The organism is Brevundimonas sp. Bb-A (genome assembly GCF_009394735.1).
In the GTDB taxonomy this organism is placed as follows: domain Bacteria; phylum Pseudomonadota; class Alphaproteobacteria; order Caulobacterales; family Caulobacteraceae; genus Brevundimonas; species Brevundimonas aurantiaca.
This window is the reverse complement of sequence record NZ_CP045456.1, coordinates 3143064-3160391: the sequence shown is the minus strand read 5'-3', so window position 1 is coordinate 3160391 and position 17328 is coordinate 3143064. Positions and strand designations below refer to the sequence as shown.

General features: G+C 68.6%; 21 protein-coding genes. 11 read left to right on the top strand and 10 right to left on the bottom strand.

What is annotated here, in order from left to right; genetic code table 11:
• Nucleotides 1–109: 109 nt before the first annotated feature.
• A complete protein-coding gene (locus tag BSP_RS15605) occupies nt 110–1057 on the top strand; it encodes an aspartyl protease family protein (protein WP_152950941.1) in 948 nt (315 codons plus the stop codon).
• A 6-nt stretch (nt 1058–1063) separates the two neighbouring features.
• Here BSP_RS15605 and pgm read toward each other — a convergent pair whose 3' ends face one another.
• The 3 genes from pgm to BSP_RS15590 form a co-directional block, all read right to left on the bottom strand.
• Nucleotides 1064–2698 (bottom strand): phosphoglucomutase (alpha-D-glucose-1,6-bisphosphate-dependent), encoded by a 1635-nt coding sequence (gene pgm / locus BSP_RS15600; protein WP_152950940.1) that lies wholly within the window; start codon nt 2696–2698, stop codon nt 1064–1066.
• A gap of 34 nt (nt 2699–2732) precedes the next feature.
• Complete coding sequence (locus BSP_RS15595; RefSeq protein WP_054766614.1) at nt 2733–3584, bottom strand: neutral zinc metallopeptidase; 852 nt, start codon at nt 3582–3584, stop codon at nt 2733–2735.
• A 63-nt stretch (nt 3585–3647) separates the two neighbouring features.
• On the bottom strand, nt 3648–4043 hold the full coding sequence (locus BSP_RS15590) for a hypothetical protein (protein WP_054766613.1): 396 nt from the start codon (nt 4041–4043) through the stop codon (nt 3648–3650).
• Nucleotides 4044–4147: 104 nt separating this feature from the next.
• Between BSP_RS15590 and BSP_RS15585 the strand changes: the two genes are divergently transcribed.
• Entirely contained in the window at nt 4148–4741 is a 594-nt protein-coding gene (locus BSP_RS15585; protein ID WP_152950939.1) for a type 1 glutamine amidotransferase domain-containing protein, read from the top strand.
• A gap of 37 nt (nt 4742–4778) precedes the next feature.
• Here the strand turns inward: BSP_RS15585 and BSP_RS15580 are convergent, their stop codons facing one another.
• A complete protein-coding gene (locus tag BSP_RS15580) occupies nt 4779–5432 on the bottom strand; it encodes a methyltransferase (RefSeq protein ID WP_152950938.1) in 654 nt (217 codons plus the stop codon).
• Nucleotides 5429–6388: a fatty acid desaturase family protein gene (locus BSP_RS15575; protein ID WP_152950937.1), complete on the bottom strand. Its 960-nt coding sequence runs from the start codon at nt 6386–6388 to the stop codon at nt 5429–5431. The genes BSP_RS15580 and BSP_RS15575 overlap by 4 nt, the downstream gene beginning before the upstream one ends.
• Before the next feature lie 128 nt (nt 6389–6516).
• Between BSP_RS15575 and BSP_RS15570 the strand changes: the two genes are divergently transcribed.
• From BSP_RS15570 to BSP_RS15560, 3 genes are read left to right on the top strand one after another with little or no spacing between them, the layout of a single operon-like run.
• A complete protein-coding gene (locus tag BSP_RS15570) occupies nt 6517–6924 on the top strand; it encodes a hypothetical protein (protein ID WP_152950936.1) in 408 nt (135 codons plus the stop codon).
• A complete protein-coding gene (locus BSP_RS15565; protein ID WP_054766608.1) occupies nt 6921–7118 on the top strand; it encodes a helix-turn-helix transcriptional regulator in 198 nt (65 codons plus the stop codon). The genes BSP_RS15570 and BSP_RS15565 overlap by 4 nt, the downstream gene beginning before the upstream one ends.
• Before the next feature lie 43 nt (nt 7119–7161).
• Complete coding sequence (locus tag BSP_RS15560; RefSeq protein WP_152950935.1) at nt 7162–8097, top strand: alpha/beta fold hydrolase; 936 nt, start codon at nt 7162–7164, stop codon at nt 8095–8097.
• Between the two features lie 18 nt (nt 8098–8115).
• Here BSP_RS15560 and BSP_RS15555 read toward each other — a convergent pair whose 3' ends face one another.
• The 5 genes from BSP_RS15555 to BSP_RS15535 all read right to left on the bottom strand — a co-directional run bounded on the left by BSP_RS15555 (nt 8116) and on the right by BSP_RS15535 (nt 11996).
• Nucleotides 8116–8949: a DUF3298 and DUF4163 domain-containing protein gene (locus BSP_RS15555; protein ID WP_152950934.1), complete on the bottom strand. Its 834-nt coding sequence runs from the start codon at nt 8947–8949 to the stop codon at nt 8116–8118.
• An 11-nt stretch (nt 8950–8960) separates the two neighbouring features.
• Nucleotides 8961–10007, bottom strand: a complete 1047-nt coding sequence (locus tag BSP_RS15550; RefSeq protein ID WP_152950933.1) for a UbiA family prenyltransferase — start codon at nt 10005–10007, stop codon at nt 8961–8963.
• A 236-nt stretch (nt 10008–10243) separates the two neighbouring features.
• Nucleotides 10244–11026 carry a GIN domain-containing protein gene (locus BSP_RS15545; RefSeq protein ID WP_152950932.1) on the bottom strand — a complete coding sequence of 261 codons (783 nt, stop codon included), beginning with the start codon at nt 11024–11026 and terminating at the stop codon, nt 10244–10246.
• Nucleotides 11023–11628 carry a DUF1700 domain-containing protein gene (locus tag BSP_RS15540; RefSeq protein ID WP_152950931.1) on the bottom strand — a complete coding sequence of 202 codons (606 nt, stop codon included), beginning with the start codon at nt 11626–11628 and terminating at the stop codon, nt 11023–11025. Before BSP_RS15540 ends, BSP_RS15545 begins: the two co-directional genes overlap by 4 nt.
• Nucleotides 11625–11996: a PadR family transcriptional regulator gene (locus BSP_RS15535; protein WP_054766602.1), complete on the bottom strand. Its 372-nt coding sequence runs from the start codon at nt 11994–11996 to the stop codon at nt 11625–11627. Before BSP_RS15535 ends, BSP_RS15540 begins: the two co-directional genes overlap by 4 nt.
• A gap of 270 nt (nt 11997–12266) precedes the next feature.
• Here BSP_RS15535 and coxB point away from each other — a divergent pair, with 270 nt between their 5' ends.
• The 6 genes from coxB (at nt 12267) to BSP_RS15510 (ending at nt 17207) form a co-directional block, all read left to right on the top strand.
• A complete protein-coding gene (coxB, locus tag BSP_RS15530) occupies nt 12267–13298 on the top strand; it encodes a cytochrome c oxidase subunit II (RefSeq protein ID WP_152950930.1) in 1032 nt (343 codons plus the stop codon).
• A gap of 27 nt (nt 13299–13325) precedes the next feature.
• Nucleotides 13326–14993 (top strand): cytochrome c oxidase subunit I, encoded by a 1668-nt coding sequence (gene ctaD / locus BSP_RS15525; RefSeq protein WP_152951178.1) that lies wholly within the window; start codon nt 13326–13328, stop codon nt 14991–14993.
• Between the two features lie 101 nt (nt 14994–15094).
• Complete coding sequence (cyoE, locus tag BSP_RS15520) at nt 15095–16063, top strand: heme o synthase (RefSeq protein ID WP_227975990.1); 969 nt, start codon at nt 15095–15097, stop codon at nt 16061–16063.
• A 3-nt stretch (nt 16064–16066) separates the two neighbouring features.
• Nucleotides 16067–16240: a hypothetical protein gene (locus tag BSP_RS16255; protein WP_182714420.1), complete on the top strand. Its 174-nt coding sequence runs from the start codon at nt 16067–16069 to the stop codon at nt 16238–16240.
• Entirely contained in the window at nt 16237–16788 is a 552-nt protein-coding gene (locus BSP_RS15515) for a cytochrome c oxidase assembly protein (RefSeq protein WP_152950928.1), read from the top strand. The genes BSP_RS16255 and BSP_RS15515 overlap by 4 nt, the downstream gene beginning before the upstream one ends.
• Nucleotides 16788–17207, top strand: a complete 420-nt coding sequence (locus BSP_RS15510) for an NUDIX domain-containing protein (RefSeq protein ID WP_152950927.1) — start codon at nt 16788–16790, stop codon at nt 17205–17207. Before BSP_RS15515 ends, BSP_RS15510 begins: the two co-directional genes overlap by 1 nt.
• Nucleotides 17208–17328 lie beyond the last annotated feature (121 nt).

Below are 17328 nucleotides of genomic sequence, written 5' to 3'. Positions count from 1 at the left end.
ATTTCGTGCTGATTTCCGAGGGCCGCTCGCGCGAAGCCGCAGTGGCGGACGGCCCTGCGACCATCGTCCCCGCTGGCGTCCAAGCGCCGGACGGTCCATGTGATCATACATGAGAAGACGCGATCTCCTGATCCGGCTGGGCCTGGTCGCCGGCGGCGTGGCCGGGGCCTGGTGGCTGAGGGACCATGTGCTGTGGCGACAGCCTAAGGCCGTGTTCGGGGTGGACGGATCGTCGGGCTGGCTGGGCTATGCTCAGCCGCGCGCGGCGACGCCGACGGTGGAGGTTCTGCTGAACGGGGCGCCGGTCCGGGCCCTGGTCGATTCCGGCGCCCAGTATTCGGTGGTGGATCGCGCCCTGGTGGATCGACTGGGGCTGGGCGAGGGCCTTCCCCTGCCGATGGTCGCCTATGGGGTCGGGGGCGGGGCCCAGATGGGGCGGGCCGCGACCCTGGACGTCCAGATCGGCGGACTGAGGCTGGACGGGCTGAGGACCGCCATACTGAACCTGGGGCCGCTGGCGGGAGAACAGGGCTTGGGCGCGCCCCTGATCATCGGCCAGGACGTGCTCAGCCAGGTGGTGCTGGAGCTGGACACCGGCCGGCGGCGGATGCGGTTTCTGCCCAGAGACGGCTGGACGCCGGGCCGGGATCTGGCGCCGATCGCGGTCCGGCGCGCCGGACGGGCGCTGGAGACGACCATCACGGTGGAGGGGGCGACGGTGACTGCGGTGGTGGACACCGGCGCCTCGGCCGTGCTGGCGTTGACGCGCGAAACGGCCCAGGCGGCCGGCCTGCTGGACGGGCGACCGCGCACGGCCGGCCAGAGCATCGTCCTGGGCGGGGTGGTGGGGGCCGAGACGGTGGTCGTGCGCACCCTGACCATCGGCGACGCCCTGTATCGCCGGGCCGAGGTGGCGGTTTACGACAACGTGGCCGTGCCGGGCTTCCCCGACGCCCTGGTCGGCATGGCGGCCTTTGAGGATCGCCGGCTGGTGCTGGACCTGGGCGGGCCGGGCCTGTTCGTCTCGCGACCGATGGAGATCACCGTCGGGCGGTGACGCCGATCAGCAGAGGGCTGCGGCCACCACCGCCTTGGCCTCGGTCTGGACCTGGGCCAGATGGTCGGGGCCGAGGAAGGATTCGGCGTAGATCTTGTAGACGTCCTCGGTGCCCGACGGGCGGGCGGCGAACCAGGCGTCGGCGGTCACGACCTTCAGACCCCCGATCGGTTCGCCGTTGCCGGGGGCCTGGGTCAGGATGTCGGCGATGGGTTGACCGGCCAGGGTGGTCGCGGTCACGTCCGAGGGGCTGAGGGCCGCCAGCCGCGCCTTTTGCGCTCGGTCGGCGGGGGCGTCGATCCGGGCGTAGGCGGGGGCGCCGTAGCGGTCGGTCAGATCGGCGTAGAGGCGGTCGGCGCCGGCGCCGGTGCGGGCCTGAATCTCGGCCGCCAGGAGGCAGAGAATCAGGCCGTCCTTGTCGGTGGACCAGACCGTTCCGTCGCGGCGCAGGAAGGAGGCGCCGGCCGATTCCTCTCCGCCGAAGCCGACGGTCCCGTCCAGCAGGCCGGGCACGAAATGTTTGAAGCCGACGGGCGTTTCCAGCAGGCGGCGCCCCAGGCCCGCGACGACGCGGTCGATCATGGAGGAGGAGACCAGGGTCTTGCCCACCGCCACCTGCGGACCCCAGCCGGGCCGATGGGCGAACAGATAGGCGATGGCGGCGGCCAGGAAGTGGTTGGGGTTCATCAGGCCGCCGCCCGGGGTGACGATCCCGTGCCGGTCGGCGTCGGCGTCATTGCCGAAGGCGACGTCATAGGCCGAGCCGCCCTGCATCATGCCGATCAGACCCGCCATGGCCGAGGGGGAGGAGCAGTCCATGCGGATCTTGCCGTCGGCGTCCAGGGGCATGAAGGCCCAGCGCGGATCGACGGCCGCATTGACCACGGTCAGGTCCAGGTCCCAGCGTTCGGCGATCCGGCCCCAATAGGCGACCGCCGCCCCGCCCAGGGGATCGGCGCCGATCCGGACCCCCGCATCGCGGATCGCGTCCAGATCCAGGACACTGTCGAGGTCGTCGACATAGGCGGTCATGAAGTCGAACCGGCCGGCCGCCGCCTGGGCCTGGTCGAAGGGCAGGCGTTTGACCCCGGACAGGCCGCCTTCGATCAGCTGATTGGCGCGGGCGGCGATGGCGGCGGTCGCCTCGCTTCCGGCCGGGCCGCCCGAGGGGGGATTGTACTTCAGACCGCCGTCGCGCGGCGGATTGTGCGACGGGGTGATCAGGACGCCGTCAGCCTGACGCCGCCCGGCCCGATTATGGGTCAGTATGGCGTGGGACACGGCCGGGGTCGGGGTGAAGCCGTCGCCGGAATCGATCAGCACCTCCACCCCGTTGGCGACCAGAACCTGGATCGTGGTGCGGAAGGCGGGCTCGGACAGGGCGTGGGTGTCGCGGCCGACGAACAGGGGGCCGTCGATCCCCTGGGCGGCGCGATAGTCGGCGATCGACTGCGCGATGGCCAGGATGTGGGTCTGGTTGAAGGCGCCGTCCAGGCTGGAGCCGCGATGGCCCGAGGTGCCGAAGACCACCCTCTGGCCCGGATCGCCCATGTCGGGAACGACGCTCTCATAGGCGCCCAGCAGGGCGTCCAGGTCGATCAGGTCTTCGGCGAGAGCGGTCTGGCCGGCGCGAGGATGCATGGGAGGTCCGTACTGAAGTCTGAAGGCTGGCGGCTCAGGCGCCGCTGAAGGTGTCGCAGGCGGCGGGGTCGCCGGACTGATAGCCGCGTTGCAGCCATTCGACCCGCTGGGCCGAGGAGCCGTGGGTGAAGCTTTCGGGCGAGACGCGCCCGCCCGCCCGGCGTTGCAGCGTATCGTCGCCGATGGCCTGGGCCGTCTTCATCCCCTCTTCGATGTCGCCGGGCTCCAGCGCCACCTCGCCGTTCGACACGGCGGCGGCGTTTCGGGCCCAGACCCCGGCATAGCAATCGGCCTGAAGCTCCAGCGCCACCGAATAGCGGTTGGCCTCGGCCTCGCCCCTAGCGCGCTGCTGGGCCTGACGCACCTGGTCGGAGGTTCCGGTCAGGGTCTGGACGTGGTGGCCGAACTCATGGGCGATGACATAGGCGCGGGCGAAGTCGGCGCCCGAGGCGCCCAGCTGGGTCTCCATCTCCTGCCAGAAGCCCAGGTCCAGATAGACGGTGCGGTCGGTCGGACAATAGAAGGGGCCCATGGCCGACTGGCCGTAGCCGCAGCCGGTCGAAGTGCCCTGTTCGTAGATGACGACGCGCGGGCGTTCATACCCGTTAAGCTTCTGCGCCCAGACGTCGTTGATATTGCCTCCGACCACATCGACGAAGCGTCCGGCCTGATCTTCAGGCGTGCCGGCCTGCCCCTGTTGTTCCGCGCCGACCCCGCCGAACCGGCTGGCCAGCTGGGTCGTGGTCGAAGGATCTATGCCGAAGACCAGATAGCCGATGACGGCGAGCACGCCGACGCCGAGACCGCCCCCGGCGAGCGCGCCGCCTCCGAGGCCCCGACGGTCCTCGATCCCGCCGCCGCCCGTCCTGCCGCCCTGCCACCGCATGAGTTCCCTCCGCCCGTTCCGCCTGAAGCTAGGCCAGAACGCGAACGGAAGGGAAGGGATGCGTCAGCGCGGGCGGTCCAGCCAGGCGTCGATTTCGCTGAGGCTGCGTCGGGGTTCCGAAGCCGTGGGGGGCGGGGACGTCGATGGGGACGCCGGCGGGGCGACCGGGCGGAGATCGTGGACGGATGGGGCCGGCGCCGCCGTCGCTTGGCGCGCCGCTTCCAGCGTCAGGCGTCGCTGGGCCGCCTCGGCGTCCAGACGGCGGGCCAGGGCGGCGTTGGCCTGGGCCTGAAGACGGATCCGCTCGTTCTCATAGCGGTGCTGATCGGCGATCGCGGCGGGGGCGCCGCCCGGATAGGGGAAGCCGGGCTGAGGATAGGGATAGGGCGCGACCTGGGCCTGGACCGCGCTGGGGCCGAGGGCGGCGGCGAGGAGAAGGAGGGGCAGGGCGCGTCTCATGACCGACAGATGGGGTGTGATCGCGTCTCGCCAAGCGCGGCCGCAACCCCTGTCGGCCCACGGGGTTGAACAGGGCGAACCCACCTCAAATCAGGAGTTATCCCATGGCCCAGACTCTCTCTGGCAAGACCGTCGCCATTCTGGCGACCGACGGCGTCGAACTGGTCGAACTGACCGAGCCGATGAAGGCGCTGAAAGAGGCCGGGGCGGCGGTCGAGATCGTGTCGCTGAAGGCCGGCGACTTCCAGGGCTTCAACCATCTGACGCCGGGCGACAAGGTGACGGCGGACAAGGCGGTGGCGGGGGTGGACGCCTCGGCCTATTCGGCCCTGATGCTGCCGGGCGGCGTGGCCAATCCCGACCAGCTGCGGGCGAATGAGGATGCGGTCAAGTTCGTCCGGGCCTTCTTCGACGCCGGAAAGCCGGTGGCGGCCATCTGCCATGCGCCCTGGCTGCTGATCGAGGCGGGGGTGGTCGAGGGGCGAACGATGACGGCCTTCGACAGCATCCGCACCGATCTGAGAAACGCCGGCGCCCATGTGGTGGACGAGCCGGTGGTGGTGGATCAGGGTCTGGTGACCAGCCGCAATCCCGACGACATCCCCGCCTTCAACGCCAAGATGATCGAGGAATTCGCCGAGGGCCGGCATCGCGAACAGGCCGAGAAGACCCAAGGGGTTCAGCCGGTCGCCCACTGACCGGATCGGCGGGGGCGGCGATCGCTCCCGCCGCCCTTCAGGGCAGGGCCCAGACCGAGGCGCGCTTGATCTCCTGATCCTCCAGCTCGCGGGTTGTGGGCACCCGGTATTCGGCCAGGAAGTCCAGGCCCGAACGCGGAAAATAGGTCCGGCCCGGATCGCCGATCAGAACCCGCGTCCCCGCCGCCCGCGCCTGACCCAGCCAGGCCAGGACGGCCTCGGTCATCGGCTTTTCATAGCAGATGTCGCCCGCGCAGATGACGTCGACGGGCGGCGGCGGGGTGTTCAAGAGGTCGTGGCCGACGAAGTCCAGGGCCACGCCGTTCGCCTGGGCGTTGGCGGCGACCGCCGCTTCGCAGAAGGGGTCGATGTCGGCGCAGAGGGCGCAGGCGGCGCCTGCCCGCATGGCGGCAACACCGACCAGACCCGAACCGGCGGCGAAGTCCAGCACCTGCTTGCCGGCCACCTCCTGCGGGTGATCCAGCAGATAGCGGGCCAGCGCCTGACCGCCCGCCCAGGCGAAGGCCCAGAAGGGCGGGGGCAGGCCCAGTTCGCCCAGCTCTTCCTCCGTCAGCCTCCAGATGGGGGTGACTTCGTCCGCCAGCCACAGGGTGATCTCGGGCGCATGGGGGACGGGCTGCAGCCGGGTGTTGGTCCGGATGAAGGCGGCGGGATCGGCGATGACGGTCACGGGCGGCGGGTCGCCGTCTTCAGAACCTCGACATAGCCCGGCGCCACCTCCATGCCCGCCGCCTGGGGCCGGGCGCGAACGGCCCGGTGAAGCGCCGGCAGCTTCCAGCAGGGGACGTGCATGAACAGATGATGCTCCGCGTGGAAGTTGACCCAATAGGGGGCGATGAAGGCGCGCTCCCACCAGGCGGCGCGAGTGGTGCGGGCCGCGCGGAAGGGGTCGGCGTCGGATCCTTCGACGCAGGCGTGTTCGGCGATGTTCCGGAGCCGCGTCACCAGCGGAAACCAGGTCGCCATCGGCAGCAGCCACAGGGCGAAGAAGGCCCACCAGACGCCTGCGGCGATGAAGCCGGCCAGCAGGATCGTATTGAAGACCAGGAAGGGCAGGACCGATCGGCCGGTCACCACCGCGTCATACTCATGCGCAGGATCGGCGGCCGCTTCGCCCTTTGCGCTCTTTGATCGGGCCGCCAGGGCGAGGGGCAGGACGATCCTCTGTTTGAAGAAGGTCTGTCCGGTCAGGTCGCGGATCATCTTGCGGCGGAGCGAGGCGGGGGAGACGGGAAAGGGCGCCGACAGCATCAGGTCGGGGTCTTCCGGCTGCTGGGCGAAGCGGTGGTGGTTCAGATGATAGGGGCGATAGGCGCCAAGGTCCGCCCCGATCGGGACGGCGCACAGCCATTGGCCCAGAAGGTCGTTCAGACGCAGATCCTTGGACAGGCCGCCGTGGGCCGCCTCATGCATCAATATGGCCAGGCCCAGCTGGCGCGTGCCGATGATCATGACGCAGATCGGGATCAGCCAGGGGATCAGGACCCCCGCCCCGACCGCCAGGGCGATGACCCCCCAGCAATGGGCGACCAGCAGCGGCCCCACCCAGGCCGACCGGGTCTGGAACGGCCGCCAGTCGTCAGGGGCGAACAGGGCCGAGGGGGCGATGCGCGGGGCGGCGGGCATGGGCCGATCCTAGCGCAACTGCGGGGCTTTCGAAACCGGACGGGGCATGTAAGGCGATAATGACAAAAAGTCAGGTTGACATTACATAGAGGCGATGTCAGGTTCGCCTTACAAAAGGAGAGCGGGATATGATGAGTTTCGGAAAATCGACCACCCCGGCGCATAGGCGATACGTCATTCGCATCATGGCCTTCACCATCCCCTATGTGGCCATCTGCGTATCCATGATGACGACCGACGCCTTTGACGAGGTGATGGGCAAGCCGGCGGCCTGGGGGTTGGCGGCGGTGGTCTCGGCGCCGGTGATCGGCCAGATCTGGGCGGTGCTGTCTCTGATGCGCGAAAGCGACGAGTTCGTGCGCGGCGTGACGGCCAAACAGTTCATCGTCGCCTCGGGGCTGGCCATGGCGGTCGCCACCTTCTGGGGCTTCGGCGAGAGTTTCGCCGGGGCGCCCCATATGCAGACCTGGCTGATCGTGCCGCTGTTCTGGGGCATGTACGGCCTGACCGCCCCCTTCATCCGGACCAGCCGATGAAGAACCGGCTGAAACTGCTGCGCGTCGAGCGCGGCTGGACCCAGGAACAGTTGGGCCAGGCCCTGGGCGTATCGCGACAGGCGGTGATCGCGCTGGAGACCGAACGGCACGATCCGTCGCTGGACCTGGCCTATCGCATCGCCGCCACCTTCGGCCGTCCGGTCGAAGACATCTTCGAGAACCCGCACGCCTGAGGCGGCGGACCCGACTTCAAAACCTCAAGACAGGAGACATCCGATGTACAACGCCTTCTTCAAGGCGCGCCCGCGCCTGCGCGCCGCCCTGTTCGGACTGGCGGTCTGCACGCCGTCGCTGATGGTCGGCGTGACCGCCGCCTTGGCCGAGACGCCGGGGGCCGTCGCTCCCGCCTTCGCTTCGGACCGGCTGTCGGTCGAGGTGGTCGGACGCGGACCCGACGTGATCCTGATCCCCGGCTATGGTTGTTCGCGAGAGGTGTGGCGGGCCACGGCCGATCGGCTGAAGGCGACCCACCGGGTCCATCTGGTCCAGCTGGCGGGCTTCGCCGGTCAGCCCTGGACCCACGGCGACGGGCCGCTGCTGGAGCCGGCGGTCGAGGCCCTGGCGGCCTATGTCCAGACCGCCGGTCTGCAAAAGCCGGCGGTCATCGGCCATTCGATGGGCGGATTGTCGGCCCTGATGCTGGCCCAGCGTCATCCCGAGGCCGTGGGGCGGGTGATGGCGGTGGACAATCTGCCCTTCTTTTCGGCCCTGTTCGGCCCGCAGGTGACGCCCGAGACGGCCCGGCCCTTCGCCGACCAGGCGGCCCAGGCCATGCTGAGCCAGGACGAGGCGGCGATGCGGGCGGCCCAAGAACAGGGGGCTATCGGCCTGGCGCGCGATCCGGCGACGCGGACGGCCATGGTCGACTGGACCCTGGCCTCGGACCGCCGCGCCCTGGCCACGGCCATTCATGAGGTGATGACGACCGACGTCCGCCCCGGACTGGCGGCCATGACGACGCCGGTCACGGTGCTCTACGCCGCCGACGCGAACGGCGGGGCGCCTGCGGCCATGGCCGACGCCCTGTGGGGCCGCGAATACGCCGCCCTGCCTGGGGTCAAGCTGATCCGGGTGGACGACAGCCGCCACTTCATCATGGCCGATCAGCCGCAGAGGTTCGCCGAACGGGTCGATCAGTTCCTGGCGGACTGATCCCGCCGAGCGAGCGGATCAGCCCGCCTTGGGCGTGACGTCCCCGGCCTTGACCGGCGCGCCGGCGAATTCGTCGGCATAGGCCGGGTTGAGCAGGGACCGGAAGACCGACTGGGGCACGGCGATCCGATAGGGGCCGTCCGAATAGGGGCCGATCTGATAGGCGCCGATCAGGAAGACGACGCCGCCCGCCTTGCCCGGGGTGGTGCTGGGCGCCAGGACGAAGGGGGTGGAGACGGCCTTGGGGCAGGTCCACATCTTGCCGTCCGAAGTCGCCCTTTCCGACCCCGGCGAACGGGCCTGTTTGGCGGCGTTGGCGGCGTCGCACAGGGCCTTGTTCAGGCCCGACAGGTCGGCGCCGGGTCGGAACAGGTCCGCGAAGCCGAGCTGCTTCTTCATCGCCTTGTCCCACAGGACGGCCGAGAAGCTGGTGTTGGGATGGGCGCCGCCGGTGTACTCGAAATCGGTGCGGACCAGGCTGAACAGCTTGCCGGTCTCGGCGCCGGGGTCGAAGGCGATGGTCTTTTCATAGGGGTTCGGTCCGCCGCCCGCCTCGGACAGGTCGGCCTGGGCGCCTTCGGAGAACTGGCGCAGGTCCCGCACCGCGGCGGCGTAGAGGGGAGCGTGCAGGTCGGGCTTGGACTTGAGCGCGTCCGGCAGGGTCAGTTTGACCGTGGCGTACTGGGTCTTGGAGTCGAAGCTCATCGGCGCCCCGGCGGCGGCCGGATCGACCGGGGCGGCGGTGATCGGGGCGGGCGGGGGCGTCTCGGCCTTGTCTTCGCGCCTCTGGCAGGCGGCGACGGTTGCGGCGACGGCGGCGGACAGCAGCAGCAGACGAACGGTGGAGGTCATGGGGGGCTCCTTCACAGGCCGATCAGGTTTTGGCCGAGAGATCCGAGGGCGAGGGCGGCCAGCAGGATGAAGCCCGCCTCGCGGTTGGACTTGAACAGTGTCAGCGCCAGGGCGCCGTCGGTGCGGTCCAGCCGGACCACTTGGCGGGCCAGATGGGCGGCGTAGAGGGCCAGGCCCAGCCAGAACAGAGGGCCGAGACCGGCGGAAAGACCGGCCAGGGCGGCCAGAACCAGGCTGATCCCGTAGAAGACGGCGACGCCGGGGCGCACCGCCGAGGCCAGCCGGCGGGCCGAGGATTTGACCCCGATCATGGCGTCGTCCTCGATGTCCTGAAGGGCGTAGACGGTGTCGTAGCCCAGGGTCCAGAAGACGCCGCCGAGGTAGAGGAGGACGGCGGGGACATAGGCCTGCCAGACCAGGGCGACGGCGTGGCCGCTGTCGCTGGGCGGCGACCAGAGGAAGGGGCGGAACTCGCCGGCGATGTCGGCCGGCAGCAGAAGGGCGGCCGCCGCCAGGGGCAGGGCGGAGGCGAACCCCATCAAGGCGCCCCAGTTGAAGGTCAGGCCCAGCCAGGCCTGGGGCCACCAGGTGATCCGCTTCATAAAGGGATAGGCGGCGACCAGGGCCAGGGAGCCGACGCCCAGCAGGATGGCGACCTTGGGCAGGGTCAGCAGGATCATGAGGCTGATCAGGCTGCAGCCGATCACGAAGGCCCAGGCCTGTTTGACGCTGATCAGGCCGGCGGGGATGGGACGCAGGGCGGTGCGGGCCACCCGGGCGTCGAAGTCGCGATCGACGATGTCGTTGAAGGCGCAGCCGGCGGCGCGCATCAGACAGGCGCCGATGCCGAAGCCGACGAACAGCCACAGATCATAGAGGCCGGGCGCTTGGCGATACTGGGCCAGGGCCAGGGCGATCCCCTGCCAGCCGGGCAGGAGCAGCAGCCATATGCCGATGGGCCGGTCGAACCGGCCCAGCTTCAGCCAGGGCTTCAGCCGCTCCGGCGCATGGCGATCCACCCAGTTGGCGCCGGCGTCGGGAAGAGGGGCGGAGGTCATGACCGAGGCTTAACCGGAATGAAGGGCAGGGTGAAGGCGGAATGGCCCCCTGATGCCGGCCTGTCGGCGACAAGACCTTCCCCCGCTTGCGGGGGAAGCAGCAGCGCGTCGAGCGAAGTGAGACGGCTGACGATGGGGGAAGTCTTCTTCCTGAGCGACACTTCCCCCTCCGAGCCTGGTCCGCTGCGCGGACGCCGGCCCACCTCCCCCGCAAGCGGGGGAGGGTCTTTTTCCCGTCAATCCTGATAGACGTCGCCGGAGCCCGAGAGTTCAGTCGTCAGCTTGGCCGGGCGGGCCGCCAGGGTGACGTCGCCGGAGCCGTCGATCCGCACCTGGACGTCGCCGGTCGGGGCGACATTGGCGTCGCCGGAGCCGGACAGGTCGATGGTGGCGTCGCGCGCCGCCAAGGCCCTCAGATCCGCGTCGCCGGACCCGTCGATCTCCAGCCGCAGGGCGTCGGTGCGGCCTTCGGCGGTCACATCGGCGGAGCCGGAGACGTCCAGGGCCAGGGTGGGCTGGTCATAGGCCTTGATGTCCAGATCGCCGGACGCATTGGAGACGAAGCGGACGACGTTGGGCGCGGTCACGACGACCCGCAGTTCGTCACGCTCCGACCGGGCCGAGAAGTTTCCGCTGCTCCAGCCGAAGACGATCCGCTCGTCGCCGTCGCCCAGGGACAGCCGACCGCCGTCCAGCCGGACCCGGTCCGCCAGGGCCTTGGGTCCGGTGACGACCACGGTGTTTTCAGGACCCTGGCGGTATTCGACGTCGATGCTGGAATCGACGGTCAGGGTGTCGCCGCCGGTCCAGGCCAGGGTGCGGGTGGTGAAGGGGCCGAGGTCTTCGACCTCTCCGCTTTTGACCCGTTCGAAACGGATGGTTTCTCCGTCGCGGTCCTTGATCGTCCAGGCCCAGCCGTGGCGTTGCAGATCATGACCGCCCAGGGCGATGGCGCCCCCCACGGTGACGATGCACAGCACCAGGGCGGCGCCGGCGATGATGAAGAGCGTGCGGATCATTGCGAGCCTCCCGTGCTCGTGCCTTCGGATTGGGTGTCGGATTGGGGCTCCAGCGCCGGCTTCAGCAGCCGGTAGTGGAGGCGGGCGAACCAGACGAGGCCGTTGACCAGCCAGACGGTGACGATGGTCAGAAGGGCGCCGATGAAGACGGCCCCGGCCATCAGGCCCAGACCCATCAGGATCGCGGCGAAGGGGCCGCCGGGGAAGCCGGCGAAGGGCCCGGCCACCATGATCGCGCCGCCCGAGAAGAACAGGGCGATGGCGGCGATGAAGAAGCCGAAGATGGTCCCGACCACCCCCATCAGAATGGGCAGCAGGATCAGGATGTCGACGGCGCCCAGGCCCAGGACGGCGAAGACGGCGGCGGCGGCGGCGGAGGGGTTCTTCTCCTGGCGCCAGCGCTGGATCCCGGCCTCTGCCTTGAGTTCGCGGGCCAGACGGCCCGGATCGCCCAGGGCGGCGGCCACCTCGGCCTCGGTGCGGCCGGCGGCCAGGCCGTCGGCGAAATGAGTCTCATAGTCGGCGACGATGTCGTTCGCCGTGGCGGTCGGCAGGCCGACCAGGCCGTTTCTGAGACGGACGATGAATTCCGATCTCGTCATTGTTCCGTTCCCTCCGGTTGAGCCGTCGGCTCTTGAATATGGGGCGCGTCGCTGGCCAGGACGGCTTCGACGGCCGTGGTGAAGGCCGACCACTCGGCGGTCTGGGCGGCGAGGGCCGCGCGACCGGCCTCGGTCAAACGATAGTATTTGCGCGACGGGCCGGACGAGGATTCGACCAGATAGGTCTCGACCTGGCCGTCCGACTGCATTCGCCGCATCAGGGGGTAGATGGTGCCTTCCCCCATGCCGATCGCGTCGGAAAGGCGGCTGGCGATCTCATAGGCGTAGCTGTCCGCCCGGTTCAGAAGCGCCAGGACGCAAAGCCCCAGAACCCCCTTCTTCAGCTGTATCTCGATGGTTTCTGTCACCTCGACGTCTCCTTTGATGGAGATTGATTACGACAAGGTACCTTGTGACGCAAGGTACCTGTTTAAACATGACGAAGGTTTAATCCGCAGCCCGCCGCCGCCAATCGCGGCGGGTTTGCGGCGAAGGCGCGCGCGGATCGCTTGGCAAGCGAGGGGCGATCCGATAGGGACTCAACCAAGTGTCGGGCGGACCAACATGCCCGCGCGAAGATTTGCGAGCCATTCGCAAGTCTCTGCTGCGAAACGATATTATGGGGACTTCGTATGGGAATGGGGACGCGAGCCCTGAGATGGACCAGAGCGGCGGCCGCCTCTGCAACGGCGGCTGTCGGACTGGCGCTGGTCTCTGCGGCGCCGGTGTGGGCGCAGGACCTGATGGGTCAGCCGACGCCGGGCGGGATCGACCTTCAGCCGGCCGCCGCGCCGCTGAAGCACGACGCCATCTGGTTCCACAACATCGTGCTGATGCCCGTGATCACCGGCATCACCCTGTTGGTTCTGGCTCTGCTGGCCTGGATCGTCTTCCGCTACAATAAGCGCGCCAACGCCACGCCCGCGCGCTGGAGCCACAACACCACGGTCGAGATCATCTGGACGGTGCTGCCGGTGGTGATCCTGGTCTTCATCTCCCTGTTCTCGTTCAGGCTGCTGTTCGCCTATCACGACATGCCCGAGCCCGATCTGACGGTGAAGGTGACGGGCAACCAGTGGAACTGGGCCTATGAATATCCCGACCAGGGCGTTTCCGAATATATCTCCAACATGGTGCCCGAGGGCGAGCTGGCCGAGCGCGGCCTGTCGCACAGCGTCTATCGCCTGGCGGCGGACGAGCCGATGGTGGTGCCGGTCGGCAAGACGGTGCGTCTGCTGATCACCGCCTCGGACGTGATCCATTCCGTGGCCCTGCCGGCCTTCGGCCTCAAGACCGACGCCGTGCCGGGCCGGGTCAATGAGACCTGGTTCAAGGCCGAGCGCACCGGCGTCTTCTACGGTCAGTGTTCGGAACTGTGCGGCGTCGATCACGCCTTCATGCCGATTCAGATCAATGTCGTGACCCAGGCCGAGTTCGCGCGCTGGGTCGCCTCCAAGGGCGGGTCGATGACGCCGAAGACGCCTGAGGCCGCCCCCGGCGGCACGGCGGCCCAGGCCGAGGCGGGAACCACGGGCGCGCCCGTGGTGGGCACGGCGACCACCGGTCCCCAGGCCGGCGCCCAGACCGACATCCCGACCGCCCAGACGGCGACGACGCCGACCGCTCAATCCGCTCCCGCCGCGGCTCCCGCCGCGCCGGCCGCCCAGTAAGAGGCGAGCAGTTTCATGGCTGACGCAATCATCTCGACCCGCGACACCCTTCACGCGCACGACGCCCATCCGCACGACGACCACAAGCCGGGCTTTTTCACCCGCTGGTTCCTGTCGACCAACCACAAGGACATCGGCACCCTGTACCTGCTGTTCGCCATCATGGCGGGCGTGGTCGGGGGCGCCCTGTCGGGCCTGATCCGCTGGGAACTGGCCGAGCCGGGCATCCAGATCTTCAAGGAAGGCTCGTCGATCCAGCTGCTGGGCCTCGTGGAGCAGTCCAAACACGGCTACAACGTCACCGTCACGGCCCACGCCCTGATCATGATCTTCTTCATGGTCATGCCCGCCATGATCGGCGGCTTCGGCAACTGGTTCGTGCCCATCATGATCGGGGCGCCGGACATGGCCTTCCCGCGCATGAACAACATCTCCTTCTGGCTGCTGGTTGCGGCCTGGTGCCTGCTGGTCCTGTCGATGTTCACCGACGGCGGGCCGGGCAAGGGCTTCGGCGGGGGCTGGACGGCCTATCCGCCCCTGTCGACCACGGGCCACGTCGGCCCGGCGTTTGATCTGGCCATCTTCGCCCTGCACGTGGCGGGCGCCAGCTCGATCCTGGGGGCGATCAACTTCATCACGACGATCCTGAACATGCGGGCGCCGGGCATGACGCTGCACCGGATGCCGCTGTTCGCCTGGTCGGTGCTGATCACCGCCTTCCTGCTGCTGCTGTCGCTGCCGGTGCTGGCCGGCGCCATCACCATGCTGCTGACCGACCGCAACTTCGGCACCCACTTCTTCGACCCGGCCGGCGGCGGCGACCCGATCATGTACCAGCACCTGTTCTGGTTCTTCGGCCACCCGGAAGTGTACATCCTGATCCTGCCGGGCTTCGGCATCATCAGCCACATCGTCTCGACCTTCAGCCGCAAGCCGGTGTTCGGATACCTGGCCATGGCCTACGCCATGGTGGCCATCGGCTTCATCGGCTTCATCGTCTGGGCCCACCACATGTACACGGTGGGGATGAGCATCAATCTGCGCGCCTATTTCGTGGCCGCGACCATGATCATCGCCGTGCCGACGGGGGTGAAGATCTTCAGCTGGATCGCCACCATGTGGGGCGGCTCCATCAGCTTCAAGACGCCCATGCTGTGGGCCATCGGCTTCATCTTCCTGTTCACCGTGGGCGGGGTGACGGGCGTGGTCCTGTCCAACGCCGGCATCGATTACAGCCTGCACGACACCTATTACGTCGTGGCCCACTTCCACTATGTGCTGTCGCTGGGCGCCGTCTTCGCCATCTTCGCGGGCTTCTACTACTGGTTCGAGAAGATGTTCGGGGTGAAGTACAACGAGTTCCTCGGCGCGACCCATTTCTGGATCATGTTCGTCGGCGTGAACCTGATCTTCTTCCCGCAGCACTTCCTGGGCCTGCAGGCCATGCCGCGTCGCTATATCGACTATCCGGACGCCTACACCCTGTGGAACCAGGTCTCGTCCATCGGCTATGCGATCACCATCGTCGGCGTGCTGGTCTTCCTGGTCATGCTGCTGGAAGCCGCGATCCGTCGCCGTCCGGGCGTCGCCAATCCCTGGGGCGAGGGCGCCACGACCCTGGAATGGACCCTGTCCTCGCCGCCGCCGCAGCACCAGTTCAACGAACTGCCGGTGGTCAAGGGCGACGAGCACTGATCCCGGGCTGAGATCCCGAACGGAGGGCCGCTCTTTCCACGGAAGGGGCGGCCTTCTGCTTTGGGGTGTGTTATTCGGTCCCATCCATGACCCCCGCACCCATGTCCCAAGACGTTCACGACCGTCCCGCGATTTCGACCGCCCAGCCGGAAGACTTCTTCCAGCTGCTGAAGCCGCGCGTCATGTCGGTGGTGGTTTTCACCGCCGCGACCGGACTGGTCATGGCGCCGGGGTCGATGAACCCGCTGGTCGCCGCCATCGCCATACTGTGCATCGCCGTGGGCGCAGGCGCGGCCGGTTCGCTGAACATGGCGCTGGAGGGCGAGACCGACGCCCTGATGCGGCGCACGCGCGGCCGGCCGGTGGCGGCGGGGCGCGTTCGGAAAAATGATGCGATGGCCTATGGCGTCATCCTGAGCCTGTTTTCGGTCATGCTGCTGGGGATGAACGCCAACTGGTTCGCGGCGGGGCTGCTGGCCCTGACCATCGTCTATTACGCCGGCTTCTACACCCTGCTGCTGAAGCGGCGGACGCCTCAGAACATCGTCATCGGCGGGGCGGCGGGCGCCTTTCCGCCGGTGATCGGCTGGGCGGCGGCGACGGGCGAGGCGCCGTGGCAGGCCTGGCTGCTGTTCCTGATCATCTTCCTGTGGACCCCGCCGCACTCCTGGGCCCTGGCCCTCTATTCGGCCGGAGACTACGCCAAGGCGGGCATACCGATGATGCCGGTGGCGCGGGGGGCCAAGTCCACGCGGCTGCAGATCCTGATCTATTCGCTGATCTTCGTCGCCTCGGCCGTGGCGCCGGCCCTGGTGGGCATGGGCGGGCTGATCTACGCCGTGGTGTCGGTCGGCGGCGGCCTGGCCTTTCTGGGGCTGGCCTGGCGGCTTTACCGGTCGCGCGCCGGCGACGAGTCCGACAAGGCCGACACGGTGGGACGCGAGGCCGCATTGTATGAGGTCAAGGTCCAGGCCAAACCGGCGCGGGATCTGTTCGCCTTTTCGATCCTGTATCTGGTCGCCCTGTTCTCGGCCTTCCTGGTCGAGGCGATAGCCGGCCTGGGAGTCTGAGCCATGCGTCTGACGCCTGAAGAATTGCGCGCCCGCAAACGGCGCAACGTCTGGATCGCGGCCGCCCTGGTGGCCTTCATCGTCCTGGTCTTCGCCACCACCGTCCTGCGTCTGCAGCAGAATCAGGCGGCCGAACGCGCCCTGTTGGAGGCGGCGACGACGGCGGGGCCGCAATGAGGAAGCCGGGCCGTCAGAATCTGATCGCCATCCTGTGCGTCCTGGGCGTCATGGGGATGACGGGCGCGGCCTTCGCCGCCGTGCCGCTTTATCGGATGTTCTGTCAGGTCACAGGCTTCGACGGCACGGTGCGGCGGGCGGACAAGGCGCCGGACACGGTGCTGGACCAGACGGTGCTGGTGCGGTTCGACACCAATGTGCGCGGCGGCCTGCCGATGACCTTCCGCGCCGAACAGACGACCCAGAGGGTGCGGATCGGGGCCACGGGCCTGGCCTATTTCGACGTCACCAACACCTCGGACCAGCCGATCCAGGTGCGGGCCGGATACAACGTCGTGCCGGAATACACCGGCCCCTATTTCCAGAAGCTGCAATGTTTCTGCTTCCAGGATCAGACCCTGGCGGCGGGCGAGACGCGCCAGTTCCCGGTCCAGTATTTCATCGCCCCCGAACTGGCCACCGACCGCGAGGCCAAGGGCGCGCGCGAAATCACCCTGAGCTACACCTTCTATCCGTCGGTCGATGCGCCGACGGGGCCGAACGCCTGATGGCCCGTCCCGGCGTCGACTTTCCCGGCGTCGGCTGCGGTCTGGTGATTCAGCGGGCCGACGGACAGGTGTTGCTCTGCAAACGAGTGAAGGCGCCAGAGGCGGGGCATTGGAACATCGTGGGCGGCAAGGTCGATCAGGGCGAACGGTCCGCAGACGCCGCTCGGCGTGAGGCGGAGGAGGAGAGCGGCCTGACGATCGGCGCCGTCGACTTCCTGTGCTGGACCGAAGAGATCATCGCGACGGACGGGCAGCACTGGCTGTCGCTGATGTATGTCACGCGCGATTTCGCCGGCGAGCCCCGGCTGACTGAGCCGGACAAGCTGTCGGACATCGGCTGGTTCGCGCTCGACGCCCTGCCGCAGCCGCTGTCGGTGTTCGCGGCCAAGGCGTTCGCCGCCCTGGAGGCGCGGCCTTAGCGCCACCCCCAACCCCGTGACCCTAGGACTCGTCCCGATTCCGGCGGAAAGGCGGCGATCCACTGGCGTGTTGCAAAGGCCGGCGTTATAGCTGGCCAATAAGGCGAGTTCATCGCCAGCC

Bases quoted from the DNA above. Each gene is read 5' to 3' on its own strand.
- BSP_RS15510 (WP_152950927.1), top strand. From the start codon at position 16,788: ATGGCCCGTCCCGGCGTCGACTTTCCCGGCGTCGGCTGCGGTCTGGTG.
- coxB (WP_152950930.1), top strand. From the start codon at position 12,267: ATGGGGACGCGAGCCCTGAGATGGACCAGAGCGGCGGCCGCCTCTGCA.
- BSP_RS15515 (WP_152950928.1), top strand. From the start codon at position 16,237: ATGAGGAAGCCGGGCCGTCAGAATCTGATCGCCATCCTGTGCGTCCTG.
- BSP_RS15585 (WP_152950939.1), top strand. From the start codon at position 4,148: ATGGCCCAGACTCTCTCTGGCAAGACCGTCGCCATTCTGGCGACCGAC.
- BSP_RS15550 (WP_152950933.1), bottom strand. From the start codon at position 10,007: ATGACCTCCGCCCCTCTTCCCGACGCCGGCGCCAACTGGGTGGATCGC.
- cyoE (WP_227975990.1), top strand. From the start codon at position 15,095: ATGTCCCAAGACGTTCACGACCGTCCCGCGATTTCGACCGCCCAGCCG.
- BSP_RS15540 (WP_152950931.1), bottom strand. From the start codon at position 11,628: ATGACGAGATCGGAATTCATCGTCCGTCTCAGAAACGGCCTGGTCGGC.
- BSP_RS15570 (WP_152950936.1), top strand. From the start codon at position 6,517: ATGATGAGTTTCGGAAAATCGACCACCCCGGCGCATAGGCGATACGTC.
- BSP_RS15565 (WP_054766608.1), top strand. From the start codon at position 6,921: ATGAAGAACCGGCTGAAACTGCTGCGCGTCGAGCGCGGCTGGACCCAG.
- BSP_RS15575 (WP_152950937.1), bottom strand. From the start codon at position 6,388: ATGCCCGCCGCCCCGCGCATCGCCCCCTCGGCCCTGTTCGCCCCTGAC.
- pgm (WP_152950940.1), bottom strand. From the start codon at position 2,698: ATGCATCCTCGCGCCGGCCAGACCGCTCTCGCCGAAGACCTGATCGAC.
- BSP_RS15560 (WP_152950935.1), top strand. From the start codon at position 7,162: ATGTACAACGCCTTCTTCAAGGCGCGCCCGCGCCTGCGCGCCGCCCTG.
- BSP_RS16255 (WP_182714420.1), top strand. From the start codon at position 16,067: ATGCGTCTGACGCCTGAAGAATTGCGCGCCCGCAAACGGCGCAACGTC.
- BSP_RS15605 (WP_152950941.1), top strand. From the start codon at position 110: ATGAGAAGACGCGATCTCCTGATCCGGCTGGGCCTGGTCGCCGGCGGC.
- BSP_RS15590 (WP_054766613.1), bottom strand. From the start codon at position 4,043: ATGAGACGCGCCCTGCCCCTCCTTCTCCTCGCCGCCGCCCTCGGCCCC.
- BSP_RS15595 (WP_054766614.1), bottom strand. From the start codon at position 3,584: ATGCGGTGGCAGGGCGGCAGGACGGGCGGCGGCGGGATCGAGGACCGT.
- BSP_RS15555 (WP_152950934.1), bottom strand. From the start codon at position 8,949: ATGACCTCCACCGTTCGTCTGCTGCTGCTGTCCGCCGCCGTCGCCGCA.
- BSP_RS15545 (WP_152950932.1), bottom strand. From the start codon at position 11,026: ATGATCCGCACGCTCTTCATCATCGCCGGCGCCGCCCTGGTGCTGTGC.